Annotated in this window: 16 protein-coding genes and 1 pseudogene; 12 read left to right on the top strand and 5 right to left on the bottom strand. The window is 65.1% G+C overall.

The window, feature by feature from the left end; translation table 11 throughout:
• Nucleotides 1–84 precede the first annotated feature (84 nt).
• The 7 genes and pseudogenes from mtgA to C4901_RS01150 all read left to right on the top strand — a co-directional run.
• A complete protein-coding gene (gene mtgA, locus C4901_RS01180; RefSeq protein ID WP_168185468.1) occupies nucleotides 85–849 on the top strand; it encodes a monofunctional biosynthetic peptidoglycan transglycosylase in 765 nt (254 codons plus the stop codon).
• 64 nt (nucleotides 850–913) lie between these two features.
• Nucleotides 914–1,792 (top strand): glycine--tRNA ligase subunit alpha, encoded by an 879-nt coding sequence (glyQ, locus tag C4901_RS01175; protein ID WP_205736120.1) that lies wholly within the window; start codon nucleotides 914–916, stop codon nucleotides 1,790–1,792.
• Nucleotides 1,785–3,887, top strand: coding sequence for a glycine--tRNA ligase subunit beta (gene glyS, locus C4901_RS01170; RefSeq protein ID WP_110135764.1), 2,103 nt, complete (start codon nucleotides 1,785–1,787; stop codon nucleotides 3,885–3,887). The genes glyQ and glyS overlap by 8 nt, the downstream gene beginning before the upstream one ends.
• Entirely contained in the window at nucleotides 3,880–4,221 is a 342-nt protein-coding gene (locus C4901_RS01165) for a nucleoside triphosphate pyrophosphohydrolase family protein (protein WP_110135763.1), read from the top strand. Before glyS ends, C4901_RS01165 begins: the two co-directional genes overlap by 8 nt.
• On the top strand, nucleotides 4,221–4,775 hold the full coding sequence (gene gmhB / locus C4901_RS01160) for a D-glycero-beta-D-manno-heptose 1,7-bisphosphate 7-phosphatase (protein ID WP_110135762.1): 555 nt from the start codon (nucleotides 4,221–4,223) through the stop codon (nucleotides 4,773–4,775). Before C4901_RS01165 ends, gmhB begins: the two co-directional genes overlap by 1 nt.
• Complete coding sequence (locus C4901_RS01155) at nucleotides 4,772–5,521, top strand: 1-acyl-sn-glycerol-3-phosphate acyltransferase (protein WP_110135761.1); 750 nt, start codon at nucleotides 4,772–4,774, stop codon at nucleotides 5,519–5,521. Before gmhB ends, C4901_RS01155 begins: the two co-directional genes overlap by 4 nt.
• A gap of 3 nt (nucleotides 5,522–5,524) precedes the next feature.
• A pseudogene (locus C4901_RS01150) lies at nucleotides 5,525–6,163 on the top strand (epoxyqueuosine reductase QueH); the annotation flags it as partial.
• A gap of 12 nt (nucleotides 6,164–6,175) precedes the next feature.
• On the opposite strand, the gene rsmA reads toward C4901_RS01150, so the two are convergent.
• From rsmA to C4901_RS01130, 4 genes are read right to left on the bottom strand one after another with little or no spacing between them, the layout of a single operon-like run.
• Complete coding sequence (rsmA, locus tag C4901_RS01145) at nucleotides 6,176–6,937, bottom strand: 16S rRNA (adenine(1518)-N(6)/adenine(1519)-N(6))-dimethyltransferase RsmA (RefSeq protein ID WP_110135760.1); 762 nt, start codon at nucleotides 6,935–6,937, stop codon at nucleotides 6,176–6,178.
• The gene (pdxA, locus tag C4901_RS01140; RefSeq protein ID WP_110135759.1) at nucleotides 6,924–7,913 is read right to left on the bottom strand and encodes a 4-hydroxythreonine-4-phosphate dehydrogenase PdxA; all 990 of its coding nucleotides are present in this window, start codon (nucleotides 7,911–7,913) and stop codon (nucleotides 6,924–6,926) included. Before pdxA ends, rsmA begins: the two co-directional genes overlap by 14 nt.
• Nucleotides 7,888–9,129: a peptidylprolyl isomerase gene (locus C4901_RS01135; protein ID WP_110135758.1), complete on the bottom strand. Its 1,242-nt coding sequence runs from the start codon at nucleotides 9,127–9,129 to the stop codon at nucleotides 7,888–7,890. The genes pdxA and C4901_RS01135 overlap by 26 nt, the downstream gene beginning before the upstream one ends.
• 18 nt (nucleotides 9,130–9,147) lie before the next feature.
• Complete coding sequence (locus C4901_RS01130) at nucleotides 9,148–11,304, bottom strand: LPS-assembly protein LptD (RefSeq protein ID WP_110135757.1); 2,157 nt, start codon at nucleotides 11,302–11,304, stop codon at nucleotides 9,148–9,150.
• An 88-nt stretch (nucleotides 11,305–11,392) separates the two neighbouring features.
• Here C4901_RS01130 and C4901_RS01125 point away from each other — a divergent pair, with 88 nt between their 5' ends.
• Genes C4901_RS01125 through C4901_RS01115 form a run of 3 tightly spaced genes read left to right on the top strand, consistent with a single transcriptional unit; the run spans nucleotide 11,393 to nucleotide 13,472 of the window.
• Nucleotides 11,393–12,382, top strand: a complete 990-nt coding sequence (locus C4901_RS01125) for an aminoglycoside phosphotransferase family protein (RefSeq protein ID WP_205736119.1) — start codon at nucleotides 11,393–11,395, stop codon at nucleotides 12,380–12,382.
• On the top strand, nucleotides 12,379–13,035 hold the full coding sequence (gene murU / locus C4901_RS01120; RefSeq protein ID WP_110135756.1) for an N-acetylmuramate alpha-1-phosphate uridylyltransferase MurU: 657 nt from the start codon (nucleotides 12,379–12,381) through the stop codon (nucleotides 13,033–13,035). Before C4901_RS01125 ends, murU begins: the two co-directional genes overlap by 4 nt.
• Nucleotides 13,035–13,472 carry a hypothetical protein gene (locus tag C4901_RS01115; protein WP_110135755.1) on the top strand — a complete coding sequence of 146 codons (438 nt, stop codon included), beginning with the start codon at nucleotides 13,035–13,037 and terminating at the stop codon, nucleotides 13,470–13,472. Before murU ends, C4901_RS01115 begins: the two co-directional genes overlap by 1 nt.
• Before the next feature lie 44 nt (nucleotides 13,473–13,516).
• Here C4901_RS01115 and C4901_RS17410 read toward each other — a convergent pair whose 3' ends face one another.
• Nucleotides 13,517–13,780, bottom strand: coding sequence for a histone-like protein 2 (locus tag C4901_RS17410; protein ID WP_168185467.1), 264 nt, complete (start codon nucleotides 13,778–13,780; stop codon nucleotides 13,517–13,519).
• Between the two features lie 648 nt (nucleotides 13,781–14,428).
• On the opposite strand from C4901_RS17410, the gene C4901_RS01105 reads away from it, so the two are divergent.
• Both C4901_RS01105 and C4901_RS01100 read left to right on the top strand, forming a co-directional pair.
• Nucleotides 14,429–14,827 (top strand): TraR/DksA C4-type zinc finger protein, encoded by a 399-nt coding sequence (locus C4901_RS01105; protein ID WP_110135753.1) that lies wholly within the window; start codon nucleotides 14,429–14,431, stop codon nucleotides 14,825–14,827.
• 232 nt (nucleotides 14,828–15,059) lie between these two features.
• The gene (locus tag C4901_RS01100) at nucleotides 15,060–16,412 is read left to right on the top strand and encodes a UDP-glucose/GDP-mannose dehydrogenase family protein (RefSeq protein WP_110135752.1); all 1,353 of its coding nucleotides are present in this window, start codon (nucleotides 15,060–15,062) and stop codon (nucleotides 16,410–16,412) included.
• Nucleotides 16,413–16,449: the final 37 nt, after the last annotated feature.

Below are 16,449 nucleotides of genomic sequence, written 5' to 3'. Positions count from 1 at the left end.
TATGCTGTTGCGCCCGCCTTGAAGCCTTGCGGCGGGCCGACAGTATATCGCGGGATGCGTCACTCCCGCACCCCAAGGGAACTTATGCGCCTCTTGCGTCTGCTGTCCGGCCTGGTATTGGCCGCCACGGCCCTGGACCTCGCTACCCTCGTGGCCCGCTGGGTAGCGGCCCCCCACCTGGCGCAAGGCCCGGTCCCGAGCTCGCGGTTCATGGCCGCCTACCTGAAAGAACGGGCACGCCACGGCGGCCCGCCCTTGCGCTGGCGACCCGTGCCGTTGACGGCCATCGCCCCGGCGCTGCGTCGCGCCGTGGTGCTCGGCGAGGATGCGACTTTCTATCATAATGACGGCTTCGATGTCGGCGCCATCTTATGGGCGGCCCGTTATGACTGGCGCGCCGGGCACATCGTCTATGGGGCCAGCACAATCACCCAACAGGCCGCCAAGAACCTCTTCCTCAGCCCGTCGCGGACGTTCTTTCGCAAGGCCAACGAGGCCGTTTTGACGATCGCGCTCACCCACTTCCTGCGCAAGGACCGCATCCTCGAGATTTACCTGAATGACGCGCAATTCGGCCGCGGCCTCTATGGGGCCGACGCCGCCGCCCGCCATTATTTTCATGAAAGCGCGGCGCATTTGACCGTCCGCCAGGCGGCGGAGCTCGCCGCCACCCTGCCAGACCCGCTCGGCGCGAATCCGGCCACGCGCAGCCGCTATTTCCGGGAGCGCACCGCCAAGATCCTGCGGCTCCTGCGGGCCACCGCCCGCCGCGCCCCCGGACACGATCAGCACGCCGCCTCATCATCGCACCGCGCGGCGTTTGCCGAAAGCGCCGCTCACCCATTATAGTGACGCGGAAACCGGCGCCACGACCGGGGATTGCCCGCGCATCCCTTCTTTCAAGGACTATGATGTGACATTCCAGGAACTCATTTTTGCCCTGCAGCGCTATTGGGCGAGACAGGGTTGCGTTATCGAGCAGGCCTACGACGTCGAGGTGGGCGCCGGGACCTTCCATCCCGCGACCTTTCTCGGGAGCCTGGGGCCCGAACCGCTGCGGGCCGCCTATGTGCAGCCCTCGCGACGCCCGACCGATGGCCGCTACGGCGAGAACCCGAATCGGCTGCAGCGCTATTTTCAGTTTCAAGTCGTGCTGAAACCATCACCCCTCGACATTCAGGATCTGTACCTCAAATCCCTTCAGGCGCTCGGAATAGACCTCCTGGTAAATGATGTGCGCTTCGTCGAGGACAACTGGGAATCACCCACGCTCGGGGCCTGGGGTCTCGGCTGGGAGGTGTGGCTGAACGGCATGGAGGTGAGCCAGTTTACATATTTTCAGCAGGCTGGCGGCCTGGAATGCCGGCCGGTGACAGGGGAGATCACCTACGGTCTGGAGCGGCTCGCCATGTACCTGCAGGGTTGCGATAACGTCTATGACCTCGCATGGAATGCCGAGGTCCGTTACGGCGACCTCTACCGGCAGAACGAGGTCGAGCAATCGCATTTCAACTTCGAGGAGGCCTCGGTCGAGGCGCTTTCGGCGCGCTTTCAGGCATTCGAGGACGAATGCCTGCGCCTGATCGCCGCCGACCTGCCACTCGCCGCCTACGATCATGTCCTGCACGCCTCGCACACCTTCAATCTGCTCGACGCCCGCCATGCATTGAGCGTCACCGAACGTGCGCGTGCCATAGGGCGCGTGCGCGCGCTGGCGCGCGGCGTGGCCGAGGGCTATTACCGAAAACGCGAAACGCTGGGATTTCCCCGGATACGGCCGACCCATGACTAAGAGAAACGACCTATTGGTTGAGATCGGCACCGAGGAATTGCCCCCGGGGGAACTCGTGGCGCTCGCAGAGGCGCTTGCAGAGGGCCTGCGCGCGGCACTGGCCGACGGCCGGCTGCTGGCCTGCGACTCCTCGACACATAGCTTCGCGGCACCACGGCGGATCGCCGCGCGCATAACGGGGGTGGCCGCGCGCCAAGGCGCGCAGACCGTTGTCCGTAAGGGGCCGGCGCTCGCGGCGGCATTCACGCAAGACGGTTCGCCGACCGGCGCCGCTCACGGGTTTGCGCGCTCCCTGGGTGTGGGCGTGGAGGCCCTGGAGCGGCTCACGACCGACCGCGGAGAGTTCCTGGGCTATCGCGAGCGGCGTCCCGGGCGGGGCCTTGCCGTGGTCCTTGCGGACATCCTCGAAGGCGTCCTGCAACGGCTGCCGGCGCGCCGGCGCATGCGCTGGGGGGCGGGGGTCACGGAATTCGTGCGGCCGGTGCATTGGGTGGTGGCCTTGCATGGCGCGCGCGCCCTGCGTATCCCGGTGCTCGGCGTGATGAGTGGACGAATGTCGCGCGGCCACAGATTCCAGGCCCCGCGCGCGCTTGCGATTTCACAGGCGGCGGCCTACGAGACCCTCCTCGAGTCCGAGGGCTACGTGATCGCGAGCTTTACCGAGCGCCGCGAACGGATTGGCGGACAGATCGATCGGCTCGCGGCCACGATCACCGCCGAGCCGCTCGTCGATAAAGGGCTGCTCGATCTCGTGACCGCGCTTGTCGAGTGGCCGCACGCGGTGCTCGGCTCCTTCGACGCGGACTTTCTCGAGGTGCCGCGCGAGGTGCTGATTGCAGCCATGCAAGACCACCAGAAATACTTTCCTCTGCAACGGCAGGGGCGGCTCTTGCCGCATTTCATCACCATCGCCAATATCGCGCCGCAAGACGATGAGGCGATACGCAAGGGCAACGAACGGGTACTGGCGGCGCGCTTCGCCGACGCGCGGTTTTTCTGGGACACCGACCGCAAAAGGCCCCTCGAGACCTACGCGCAGGGGCTCTCGCAGGTGGCGTTCGCGCAACGCCTGGGCAGTCTTGCCGACAAGGCCGCGCGCCTTGCGCGGTTGGCGGGCCTGATCGCCGAGAAGCTCGGCGTGGACCCCGGGCAGGCCGCGCGCGCGGGCGCCCTGTGCAAGGCCGACCTCCTGACCGGCATGGTCGGGGAGTTTCCCGAGCTTCAGGGCATCATGGGTGGACATTACGCGCGCCACCATGGCGAGCATGAGGCCGTGGCCGCCGCCATTGCCGAGCACTACCGGCCGCGTTTCGCGGGCGACGCCTTGCCCGACGGCACCCTGGGTCTTGCGCTGGCGCTGGCCGACAAGCTCGATACCCTGGTCGGCATCTTCGGAATCGGACAGGGCCCCACCGGGGATAAAGACCCGTTCGCCCTGCGGCGCGCGGCGATCGGCGTACTGCGCCTCCTGGAGGCCTTAGGCGAGCGCTATGGGCAGGACCTGCCGGTCACCCCGCTGCTCTCGGGCGCGTGCGCCCAATACCCCTCCGGGCTCCTGGCCGCCGATACCACCGATATCGTGCATCGCTTCCTCACCGAGCGCCTGCGCAATCTCCTCGAGGGCACGCTTTCGCAAGACATCGTGGCGGCGGCCCTGGCGGGGGGGCTTGATCGGGTCTACGATGCGACACGACGGGCGCAAGCGCTGTTGACCTTTACACAAGGGCCGGCGGCCCCGGCCTTGATCGGTGCCCACAAGCGCATCCGCAACATCCTGCGGCAAAATCATGAGCCCCTCGACGACCACGAGCCCTGGACCGGGGTCGAGAAGGCCGATCGGCGGCTTGCGCAGGAGATCGCGCGTTGCGAGGCGGGGGTGGGCGACCAAAGCGGCCGTGGTGACTATGGGAGCGCGCTCGCCTCGCTTGGGGAATTGCGGCCGGCCGTCGATGCCTTCTTCGAGGAGGTGCTCGTGATGAGCGAGGATGCCACCACCCGCAGGGGGCGCCTGCGCCTGCTGGCACGGCTCGCCGCCTTGTGCGAGCGGGTTGGGGATCTGTCATGTCTGAAGATATCGGGAGACCCGCATGAATGATGGGAACCAGGACTCCTTTGCCGCCATGCTCGCGGCGGTACAGCGCTTCCACGACAAGCACGACCTGAAGAACCACGGAGGCGAGGAACTCGTCTACCGGGTGGCGCTGATGGCCGAAGAGCTGGGCGAGATCTCGGCCTGCATCACCAAGGGCCGAGACCGGGAGGCGCTCGCCGAGGAGTGCGCCGATCTGCTCATTTTGCTCATGGGTACGGCGATCTCCGCGGACTTCGCGCTGGACCGGGCCTTCTGGGACAAGATGGAGGCCCTCATGAAGCGCTCGTCACGCATGGTCGCGGGGCGCATCCGGGTCTCGGAATTCCGGGACTCCTGATGCGTCTTGTCATCCTCGACCGCGACGGCGTCATCAACGAGGACTCCGACGACTACATCAAGACACCGGAGGAATGGCGCCCGATACCGGGGAGCCTGGAGGCGATCGCGCGGCTTACGCACGCCGGCATCCAGGTGGTGGTCGCCACCAACCAGTCGGGCATCGCCCGGGGTCTCTTCAACGTCGACATGCTCGGACGGATACATAACCGCATGTTGGACGAGGTCCATCATAGGGGCGGGGAGATCGAGGCCATCTTCTTTTGCCCGCACGGACCGGGCGACGGCTGCACCTGCAGAAAGCCGCTGCCCGGGCTTCTTCATGATATAGCGGCGCGCTTCAAGACCAGCCTCAACAGCACGTTCGCGGTGGGCGACTCGCGCCGGGATCTGGAGGCGGCGCGCGCGGCGCAAGCGCTCCCGGTCCTGGTGCGCACCGGCAAGGGCCTGCGCACGATCACCGAGGGCCGGGGCCTCGTGGGGGTCCCTGTCTACGACGACCTCGCGGCCTTCACCGATGCCGTCTTGTCCCATGGCGTCGGCGGCGGCGCATGAAAAAACCGCTCGCGGCCGTGGCCTTCCAGGCAGGCTTCATCCTGTCGATCATCATCTGGGCGCCGGTCGTGCTTGCGCTCTTTTGGCTGCGCCCCATACCACGCTACCGCGTCATAAGCCAGTGGGGGCGCTTCAATATGTGGTGGCTCAAACTCACCTGCGGGCTGTCATATGAGGTCTCGGGGCGCGAGAACATCCCGGACACGCCATGCGTCATCCTCTCCAAACACCAGTCCACCTGGGAGACCCTGGCCTTTCAGTGGATCTTCCCGCCCCACGTCTGGGTCCTGAAGAGGGAGCTTTTATGGATCCCCCTGCTCGGCTGGGGGATGGCCTTGAGTCAGCCGATCGCCATTGCGCGCGAGCAACAGCGCAAGGCCATAGATCAGGTCATACAGGGGGGTTGCCAGCGCCTGGCCGCCGGGCGCCATGTCATCATTTTTCCGGAGGGGACGCGCGTGCCGGCTGGGCGCCATGGACGATTCAAGCTCGGTGGGGCGCGTCTCGCCCTCGCCGCCGGCTGCCCGGTGCTGCCGGTCGCGCACAACGCCGGCTGCTTCTGGGGGCGCCGGGCACTCATCAAGGAGCCGGGCGTGGTGCGCGTGGTGATCGGTCCGCCGATCTCGGGAGAGGGTCTGAACGCCGCCACCCTGAACGCCCGCGCCGAGGCGTGGATCACGGCGACCACGGATATCCTGGAAAAGGCGGAGGGGGCCTGTCGGGAGAAGATCCCCGCGGTACAATGAGCCATGGCTGACGAACGCCCCCTGCTCATTCCGCCGTCCGACGACCGCCGCGTGCTGCTGCACTCGTGTTGCGCGCCGTGCGCAGCCGATGTCATGCAGGAGATGCAGCGATCGGGCGTGGCCCTAGAGGTCTTGTTCTACAACCCCAACATCCACCCGCTGAAAGAGTACGAGCTGCGCAAGACCGAGAACAAGCGCTTTGCCGACCGGCTCGGCGTGCCCTTCGTCGATCTCGATTACGACAAGGACGACTGGTTTGCGCGCGTGGCGGGTCTCGAAAACGAACCCGAGCGCGGGGCGCGCTGCACGGTATGCTTCGATATGCGCTTCGAACGTTCGGCCCTCTATGCCGTGGAGCACGGTTTTGCGGTCTTCACAAGCTCGCTTGGCATCTCGCGCTGGAAGGACATGAATCAGATCAACGCCTGCGGTGAGCGCGCCGCGCGCCGCTACCCAGAATTGCGCTACTGGACCTTCAACTGGCGCAAGGGTGGCGGGAGTCAGCGCATGATACAGATCGCCAAGGAACAGCGTTTCTACCAACAGGAGTACTGCGGCTGCGTGTATTCCCTGCGCGACACCAACCGGGCCCGCCGCGCGCGCGGCCATGACAAGATCCGCCTGGGCGAACGCTTCTATGGAGACGGACAAGACTCAAGTCGCGGCGTGGACGGCCAGGGCCACGAACTCGGCGACACTCAAGGTCTCGGCGCGGCGGGTGGCGTCGATGCCAAGCGTCCGCCAATCCTCGCCCCCAAAGTATCCCCGTAGCGACTGACGGAGCATCTTGCGCCGTTGCGAGAACGCCTGAGCGACGATCGCGGAGAACAGCGCCGCGGCCGGCGGCGGGACCACGGACGGGACCGGGCGCAAGGCCACGAGGCGCGACTCGACCGCCGGCGGAGGGCTGAAGGCCTCCGCGGCCACGGTAAAGAGCGGCATGACCTCGCAACGCGCCTGCACCATGACCGACAGTCGCCCGTAATCGCGGCCCCCGGGAGACGCCGCCAGGCGGTCGACGACCTCCTTTTGCAAGAGGAACACCATGCCGGCGATACAGGGTTCTCCCAGGAAATGAAAAATGAGCGGGCTCGAGATGTTGTAGGGGAGATTGCCGACGACACGCAGCGCGCCCGCGACCATCGCGCATGGCGAAAACCGCAGGGCGTCGGCCTCGTGTACGATGACTTGGTCTTTGGCAAAACGCCGCCTGAGACCCGCGATCAGGTCGCGATCGATCTCCACGACATGCAATTGGCCGCTTAGCCTGGACAGGTGGGCGGTGAGCGCACCATCGCCCGGCCCGATTTCGAACGTATGGTCTCCGGGCATACCGAGGCAAACCTGGGCGATACGCGCAAGCACCGACTCGTCACGCAGGAAATGCTGACCGAAGCGTTTCTTAGGGACGGGCATGACGGTTTGACAAGGCCTTGGCGAGCGTCATGGCCGATACCATGCTGCCGATGTCGACCGGCCCCGTCCCGGCCCGGTCGAGGGCGGTTCCATGGTCCACCGAGACCCTCGGGAAGGGTAGACCGAGGGTCACGTTCACGCCGCCTCCGAACCCTTGCGCCTTCAGCACCGGGAGGCCCTGATCATGGTACATGGCCAGCACCACATCGGCCTGCGCCAGACGCGCGGGGACGAAAGCGGTGTCGGCGGGGACGGGGCCGACCGCGCGGATGCCGCGCGCCTGGGCGCGCATCACGGCTGGCGCTATGACATCGATCTCCTCGCGCCCCAGGTGCCCGCCCTCTCCGGCGTGGGGGTTTAGACCCAACACCGCGATGGCCGGCCGCACCAGACCGAAGTCGCGCGCGAGCGCGGCATTCAAGATGTCGAGCGTCGCGTCCAGGCGCGCGGCAGTGATCGCCGCCGGCACCATGGCGAGCGGCACATGGGTGGTGACCAAGGCAACGCGCAAGGATCCCGCGGCCAGCATCATGACGACCTCGGTCACGCCCGCCGCGCGCGCGAGGAACTCGGTATGGCCGGTGAAGACATGTCCCGCCTCGTTGATGACGGCCTTGTGCACGGGGCCTGTGATAAGGGCGGTGAATTCGCCGGCGAGACAGCCTTCCGTTGCGCGTCTGAGACAAGACAGGACATAGTCGGCGTTCGCCGGATCCGGGACACCGGGGATCGCGCGGCGGGCGAGCGCCACCGGCAGGATCGAGGGGCCGCGCACGCCCGGCGCATAGCGCGGCCAGTGGCGTTGCCGCCCGCGCAGACGCGCCCTGTCATCCAGAAGGTCCGGATCCGCCACGCACACCCAGTCTGCGGTCTCGTCGTAATCGAGCAGGGCCATGAGATCCGGCCCGATGCCGGCCGGCTCTCCCGGGGTAATGGCGATGACCGGGCGTTTAGACGCGGCTTGGATAGCGGACATAGGCGTCATCGCGCAAGGTCTGCAACCAGCGAACGTACAGGGCATTACCCTTGCGCATGCGTAGAAGCCGGCGCGCCTCGTTGCGCGTCATGCCGGCGCGCATGCGCCGGGCCACCACCTCGATCAGGGCCTGGCCGCGCGCCGTGGCGTAGGGCCCGCCCACGGTATGCAGGGGCAGATGGCGCGCGGCCTCGGCCAACGCCGGCGGCAGTCCCGCGACGGTCATCCAGCCAAGCGATCCGCCGCGCGCGGCCGTGCTCCCCTCCGAATACGCGCGCGCCAGGGTCTTGAAATGCGCGCCCTGCGCAAGACGCGTCTTCAAGGCCTTCAATTTTTCGCGGGCAATGAGCAGCGATACCCGGCGCGACGGCCGGAGCACGATCTCGCGCAGACGCACCTGCTCGTGCTCCGGTCCTTTCAGGCCGGCGCGCTTACCCTTTAGCTTGATGACATAGTAGGCCCCACGTCCCGACACCAACCGCACATCCCCACTCTTCATCTGGCGTAGCGCGCGCACAAAGCTCGGGCGCAGGTGCGCCGCCGTCCGCCATCCGATATCCCCCCCCTCCAGGGCATGGGTATCCTGGGAATGAGCGATGGCCGCCTGACTGAACGGCTCGCCGGCGCGGATCTTTTTCAGGATGCGCAGGGCGCGCTTGCGGACCGCCTGACGCGCCGAGGTATCGGCCGCCACCGGAAACTGGAGCGTGATCTCGGCGACATGGTAACGGGTGCCATCGGCGGCGCGTGTCTGCGCGAGGAACCGGTCGACCGCGCGTCGGGTCACGATCACCGAACGGCTGATGCGGCGCATGATGAGCGTGCGGATCGTGATTTCCGTGCGCAGTCGGTGACGAAAGCCCGCGGGAGTGAACCCCTCGGTTGCCACCGCCTGCTCAAACTGCGGCAGCGTCATGTGATTGCGGGCCGCGAGAGCGGTCTCGGCGTGCTTAACCTGCGCCCGGCTCACGCGGATGCCGATATTGTGCGCATACTGAAGCTCGAGCCGCTGCAAGACCATCTGGCTCAAGACCTTGCGCGCCAAGAGATGGCGCGGGGGTACGGTCACATCGCGCGCCGCCAGGCGCTTTATCAGCAGGGATACCCGCCGGTCCAGCTGGTTTTGGGTAATGACCTCGTTATTTACGACCGCAACGATCTTGTCGATCGTTACCGGGCGGGGGGCGACCGGGGCCTGAAGGAGTGCGGCGGACATAAGGTAATCTCCTGACTTTTAGTAGCCGAGCATGAAGCCGTGTTGGCTAAGGGGCACGACCGGCGCCGATCCGAGCGCGCCTAGGCCGTTTAGCGTGAACTCGAACATCGCGGTCGTGAATTGGGTGTTGTTAAGACCGAGGGTCTTGCCGACATAAAATCCCAGTCCCCAGCAGCAGCTATTGTATTGGATACCGAGATAGGACTCCAAGCTCGCCGATTGCGTGAGCGAATAGCTGGTCTCGACCAGGGTGGACCAGTGCATGAGCACGGGCCACTGGAGCGACACGTCCACCTGCTCCTGGACCCCGCGGATATACCGGTGACCGACGGTTATGATGGCGTTGGGCTTGGGACTGTACTCGACATAGGCGTCGCCCTCGTCGGTCTGGTCATTGTTGGGATTCCAGGCCAGCGATCCGCGCACATACCAGTGCCGGCTGAGACGCGCATAGGCCTCGGCCGCCAGATCCGAGGTGCGATTGAGGACGCGCGTCTGGTAGGTCGCATAGATCGAGGGTTTGTGGAAGTAATAAATCTCACCGACGCTCGCGCGCAGCCGTTCGCGACCCGTGGAGGAATAAAGGCGCGTGGTGAGACCGGCTATCAGCTGGTTCGCGTCCACCTGGCGGTCCGGTCCGAAAAAACTGTTGGTTCGGAACAGGTTTGTATAGGTAAACGGCGCCGGGGCGGTATCGAAGAACGGGATCCCCTGCTGATTGCGATAGGGGACGTACAGATACGAGAGCTCCGGCTCCAGGGTCTGGCGACCCCCGCCTTTGAGTGTGCGCTCGAAGACCAGGCCGTCGCTCAAGCTCGCAATCGGCGTGGTTCTATGAATGGTCGGCTGACCCGCGATCCAATAATCGGTCTCGCGGACGGCAAGCCGTGGGGTTATGAAGCCGGCGGGCCAACGCCACGGATAGCTCAAGGCCGGTTCGAGGTCGAGGCGATCGGCGGGGGCCGTTCCCCCGCCCAGGAAACGCGCGGCGCTGGCCTTCAGGCTGTAATGCAGGCGATCGGGCTTGGCCGTGCCGCGCGTCCTGAGGAAGAGTCCGGGGAGCTCTTCGTAGGGCTTGTAGGCGGCACCGATGCTCGTATCGAGGAGCTGATAGGAACTGCTCGCGACCTGCAATCGCAAGCGCCGGCCGGAATAACCGACCTCACCCAGCTGCGGCAGGTCGATTTGGCTCGCGAGCGCGAAATTGGCGCTGAAGTCGGTGTAGAACGCCGGATCGGAGACCCGGTTGTAGTTGATGTTCGCCCACCAATAGGGGCTGAAAACCTGGTTGTGGGCGATGTGCAGGGCATAGCGCGGACCGCCATAGACACGATCAGCGGGGATATAGTCGATACGATCCGAGCCGCTATACCCAAGACCCAGGTAACGAAAGTGGTTGCGGAACAGCACCCCGCGCCGCGTCAAGATCTCGGGCGTCGTGGTCAGGTCGTAGTTGGGCGCGAGATTCCAATAATAAGGGACCGACAACATGATCCCCGAATTGCTCGCGGTCCCGTAGCGCGGCGGCAGGAAACCGGACTTGCGTTTGGATGATATGGGGAAACTCAAGTACGGCCAGTAAAAGATCGGGACACCGTGAAAATACACGCGCGCATTGGTGGCGATACCCACGTCCTTGGTGTAATTCAAGTGCAGCCGGTCGGCGTCTATATACCAGACCTTGGTGCCCTCCGGGCACATCGTGTAACGCGTATCCTTGATGTCCGACTTATGGCGGCTCCTCAGTATCACCATGACCGCGCGCCCGCGCGCGTTGCTGCCCGGAAGCACGAAACGCGCCGCGCGCGCCACACCCCGGCCCGTGGCCCGGTTCATGTGCAGATAATGGGCGCGCAGCTCGCCACCCTGGGCGTTGGTCACGCGCACATGCCCAATGGCCGTAAACGCGTTGGTCCGGCGATTGAAGCGGATACGCCGCGCGCGCACGGTCTCCACGCCGTAGGTCAGGACGACCTTCCCGCTGAACACGGTTATGCCATCGGCGAAGGCGCGCGCCTTGTCGGCCACGACATGGGCGATCTTGCGGCCTCCGCGGGTGCCCACGAACGGGGTCGGGTGGGTGGCGGGCGGAGGGCATGCGGCGCTCGCGCTGCAGGAAGCCATAAGTAACAGCAGGAGCCCCGTCGACGAGCGCGCGGCAACGATCCGGGGCATCGGGGTGTCGGTCAAATGTCAATGGCGGCTAAAATCGCATACAATCGCCCGCCGAGGCAAGGCCTCGTCCGGTTAAAGGAGAAATTTCGTGACCGATGACAAGCGGTTGGCCGCCCTCACGCAATTTACACAGCGCATACTGGGCACCTCCGGATTCACGATCGCGCCCGCCTCGTCCGACGCGAGTTTTCGGCGCTACTTCCGCATCACCGCGGGCGGGGAGTCCTGGATCGCCATGGATGCGCCCCCGGACAAAGAGCCGCTTGCGCCGTTTGTCCGCGTTGCCAGACGCTTCGGCGCCTTGGGCCTTCACGTACCCAAGGTGCTGGCCTGCGATCTTGACGCAGGCCTGGCCTTGCTGACCGATCTCGGACACACCGCCTACCTCGACCGGCTCGACGATGCCACCGCCGACCGCCTGTACGGCGACGCCCTCGGGGCCCTGGTCGTCCTGCAGGGCGGGACCTACTCCGACCCGGACTTCCTGCCGCCCTACGACGAGATCCTGCTCAGGCGGGAGATGGAGCTCTTTCCGGAATGGTATCTGAGGGGCTACCTCGGACATACGATGACAGGCGGCGAGCGGCGCCTGCTCGACCACGCCTTCGACGACCTCAGCGCGGGCGCGCTCCATCAACCCCAGGTCTGGGTCCATCGCGACTACCACTCGCGCAATCTGCTGGTCAACACGCTCCACAACCCCGGGATCCTGGATTTTCAGGATGCCGTGCGCGGCCCGATCACCTATGACCTCGTTTCCCTGCTGAAAGACTGCTACGTGGCATGGCCGAGGGAACGCGTAGTCGACTGGGTCAAGGGCTATTGCCAGCTCGCACGCGAATCCGGACTTCACCAGTGTGATGACGAGGCCGTCTTCCTCGAATGGTTCGACCGCATGGGCATCCAACGGCACCTGAAGGTCGCGGGGATATTCGCGAGACTCCACCTGCGCGACGGTAAACCGGGATATCTGCGCGACCTGCCGCTCACCATGCATTACCTGCGCGAGGCGACCGCGCTCTACCCGGATCTCCGCGACCTGCACACATTCCTGTGCGCGCTCCCGGAGTCCCCATGAAGGCCATGATCCTGGCGGCCGGCCGGGGCGCGCGCATGCGCCCCCTGAGCGACGTTATACCCAAGCCGCTCTTGGCGGTACGCGGAACGCCGCTGCTGGACCGTCTGATAGGCCAGCTTGCGCGCGCGGGATTCACAGACATCGTCATCAATATCGCGCATCTGGGCGAGAAGATCCGCGCGCACCTGGGGACCGGCGCACACCTGTCCGTCACCGTCAGCTACTCAGACGAGGGTCCGGCCGGGCTCGAGACGGGCGGGGGTATACGCCGTGCCCTGCCGTTGCTCGGGTGCGACCCCTTTCTCGTGGTCAACGGCGACATCTACACGGACTACGATTTTGCGCGCCTGCCCGCGTCGCTTGCCGGACTGGCGCACCTCGTTCTCGTGGACAACCCGAAACATCACCCGGAAGGGGATTTCGGGCTATGCGACGGGCGGGTGACGGATAGCGTGCCGCGACTCACATTTGCCGGAATAGGCGTATATCGGGCGGCGTTATTCGCGGACGCCACCGCGGATCGCTTCCCGTTGGCCCCGCTCCTGCGTCGCATGACCGCTCACGGCCTGATATCAGGCGAACACTATCGCGGCCTATGGACCGATGTCGGCACGCCCGAGCGATTGGCGGCCTTGAATGCGGAGCCACGCTGATGGACGCCGCAGAGGACGTGGCATTACCCGCCGAACTCGTGACCAGACTGCGCGCGCGCTGGCAGCTGCTGATCGACATCGCCGTGTGGGGTGACATAAAAAGCGAACAGTTGGGGCTTTTGACCAGGCTGCGTAAACGCATCCTGGAGCTTGGTGAACGGCTCAAGTCACTCGATGCCGACCGCGCCTGGATCCCCAAAAGGCGCGAGCGCATCAAAAACCTGCTCGGCTCATGCCTGAGCGCACGCGACACGCTGCTACAAACGGAGCGCGCCGCCCAGGGCGTCACGGGCGGCGGCGACGTCGATGCCCTGTCGCAGATCCTCGTGGATCTCCATCGGATCATGACGACCGAGCTGCAGGAACACGAGAATGCCTGGGCCGAGACCCTTCAGGCCTTGAACAAAGGGAGTCTGGAGGAAGAGGAGGATATATAAAAAAGGCCGTGTCGAAGACACGGCCTCTTACGGCCCCGCGCGGGCTACTTCTTCTTGGAACGCGCCTTCTTCTTGGTGGACGTGGTCTTGGTTGCCACCGACTTCTTGGCCGCCATCTTGGCACGCGACGTTGCCGTCGCCGTCCGGGTTGACGCCTTCTTTGGTGCGGCCTTCTTCACCGACGCCTTCTTGACGGACGCCTTCTTTGTCACCGACTTTTTGGCGGCGGCCTTCTTGACCGACGCCTTTGCAGGCGCGCTTTTGCGCACCGCCTTCTTGGGCGCCGCCGCCTTCTTCTTTATTGCCATACGCTCACTCCTTCGTTCATGTTAAGAGCTGCGCTCCGCCAACTCTCCGCCTCCCTGAGTTCGGGCGTCGGGGCAAGGAGCCAACCGGCCAGTGCGCGACCGAAATGCCATATCGGCCGCGTGTTGCGAGCGCGATATCTCGAGGCGCGCCCAATTCCCGTCACAAACGGCGCACACGCTGTCTACATCACGAGATCGCATCGCCGTCAAGCCTAACTGTAACAGCGATATCAACATTTGCAAACAATTTGCGTGGCCGTTTCCCAAGAAACCCGTGCCGGCAGGCGCGTATGTTGCTCGCCGTGCCACCGGGGCGCCGCAATGAGGGCGGCCAGGCGGGATCCGCGCGCATCACGCCATCGCTTTGTGCGCACCCATGGGGCATGGCACCAGATCACACACAGCCGGTGCCGCAAGACACATGACGTCCGGCCACCAGGTCTCGCGCCCCGACGCAAGGCACAACGTGCGGACTCATCGACCATCGGCTGCCCAACGGCCAAACCCGTCGGGTCGGACGTGAGTCCGGCACGCGCCGGTCGCGCGTCTGGCATGATAGGCGGCGCATAATGCCCCAAGCGGGTTCATGGCGCACCGTGTCCGCGCCGGCCATTTCCGTCAGCTGCCGAACCCGAAGGAGGGTTATCGATGACCGAGCTTACCGCAACCGAGCTTCAGACATTGAAAGACCGGCTCACGCGCCGGCGCCAGGACCTGCTCGCCATGATCCAGGCCGGAACCAGTGATGCCGGTCATGACAATCTGCGGCGCATGACCGGCGAGGTCGGGGATCCGGGCGACGAATCAACGGCCCTCCAACAGACCGATCTGAATCTTGCCGAGATGGAAAACGAGGTGCGCGAGCTGCGCGCCGTCGACCGCGCCCTGGAGCGCGTGAAGGAAGGCGTTTACGGGTACTGCATCGAGTGCGGATGCCACATCCCCTACGCGCGCCTCGACGCCTACCCAACCGCTGAGCGCTGCACCGACTGTCAAACGCGCTACGAACGGCTCTACGGGGGTCGTGACGTGACACCGTCGCTTTGAAGTTCGGCGCCTGCGTTATGGGGCGCCGCCGGTGTCTTGCAGGGGGGCGGCATCGTGTCCATGGCGTTCCGGAAGGCACGCGGGCCTTGAGGTCAAACGATCGCGTGATCCGGCACATGACCTACAGCGCGGCGGTTGGGCGCGGCCGGGCGGGATCGCGGGAGCCGCATCGCGTGATCTGCTAGAATGTCCCGCGCGGCAGGCGTTGCCGTTTGGTGTGGTGGACACGACGATGCAATTGACCGTGATAGGCACGGGTTACGTGGGGCTCGTAACAGGCGCATGCTTTGCCGAGATGGGCAATGAGGTCACCTGCGTCGACATAGATGAACGCAAGATCGAGAACCTGAAGCGCGGCATACTGCCGATATATGAGCCGGGACTCGAGACCATCGTAAGCGGCAACGTGGGCGCGAAGCGTCTGCGGTTTAGCACCTCGCTTCAAGACGCCTTGGCGGCGAGCGATGTCTACTTCATAGCCGTGGGCACGCCGCCCAACGAAGACGGATCGGCGGACCTGCGCCATGTTCTCGATGTAGCCCGCGACATCGGCCGTCACCTTAGCCACTACGCCATAATCGTCGACAAGTCGACCGTGCCGGTCGGGACTGCGGAGCGCGTGCGCGATGCGATCGCCGCCGAGCTTCAGACCCGCGGGGTCGACATCCCCTTCGATGTCGTGAGCAATCCGGAGTTTTTGAAGGAAGGGGACGCCGTGGCCGACTTCATGCGACCCGACCGCGTCATTGTCGGATGCGAAACCGATGAGGCGCGTGACCGGATGCGGGACCTGTATGCGACTTTCATGCGCAACCATGAACGCCTGCTGTTCATGAGCGTGCGGGCTGCGGAGATGACGAAATACGCCGCCAACGCCATGCTGGCGACGAAGATATCGTTCATCAACGAGATCGCGAATCTTTGTGAGCGCCTGGACGTGGACGTGGAAAGTGTCCGCCGCGGCATCGGATCGGACAGCCGCATAGGCTACTCGTTCATCTATCCCGGCTGCGGCTATGGGGGGTCGTGTTTCCCGAAGGACGTCAAGGCCATCATCCGCATGGCCGACGATTGCGGATTCGAGCCGGCGGTCTTGAAGGCAGTCGAGGCGCGGAACGAGCAACAAAAGCAGGTGCTGTTTAGGTATATCGTCAGCGAATACGGCAACGACCTCAAAGGGCGCCGTTTCGCGCTTTGGGGGCTTGCCTTCAAGCCCGGAACGGATGATATGCGCGAGGCCTCGTCGGTCGTGCTCCTGAATGCCTTGATCACGGCGGGCGCGCGGGTCACGGCCTACGATCCGGTGGCGACAGAGGCGGCGCGCGCCGAACTCCCGGAGTCCTGGTTCAAAAGCGGCGCGCTTGTGCTCGCGAATGATCAATACCAGGCCCTGGAGGGGGCCGACGCCCTGATCCTGGTCACGGAATGGAAGCCTTTCCGGCATCCGGATTTCGAGCGCATGGGGCGGCTTCTCAAGGAGCCGCGCATCTTCGATGGCCGCAACCAATACGATCCGCAACGGCTCTTGGAGGCGGGATTCCGCTATACGGGCATCGGGCGTTCCAATATCCGTCAACCGGAATGATCTTCGAGAGTTGACAGAGCGCGGCGGCGGCCGTAGC

The sequence above is a fragment of the Acidiferrobacter sp. SPIII_3 genome (assembly GCF_003184265.1).
Lineage (GTDB): Bacteria > Pseudomonadota > Gammaproteobacteria > Acidiferrobacterales > Acidiferrobacteraceae > Acidiferrobacter.
Note: the sequence above shows the minus strand (reverse complement) of the source record. Positions and strands in the feature narration are given on the sequence as shown.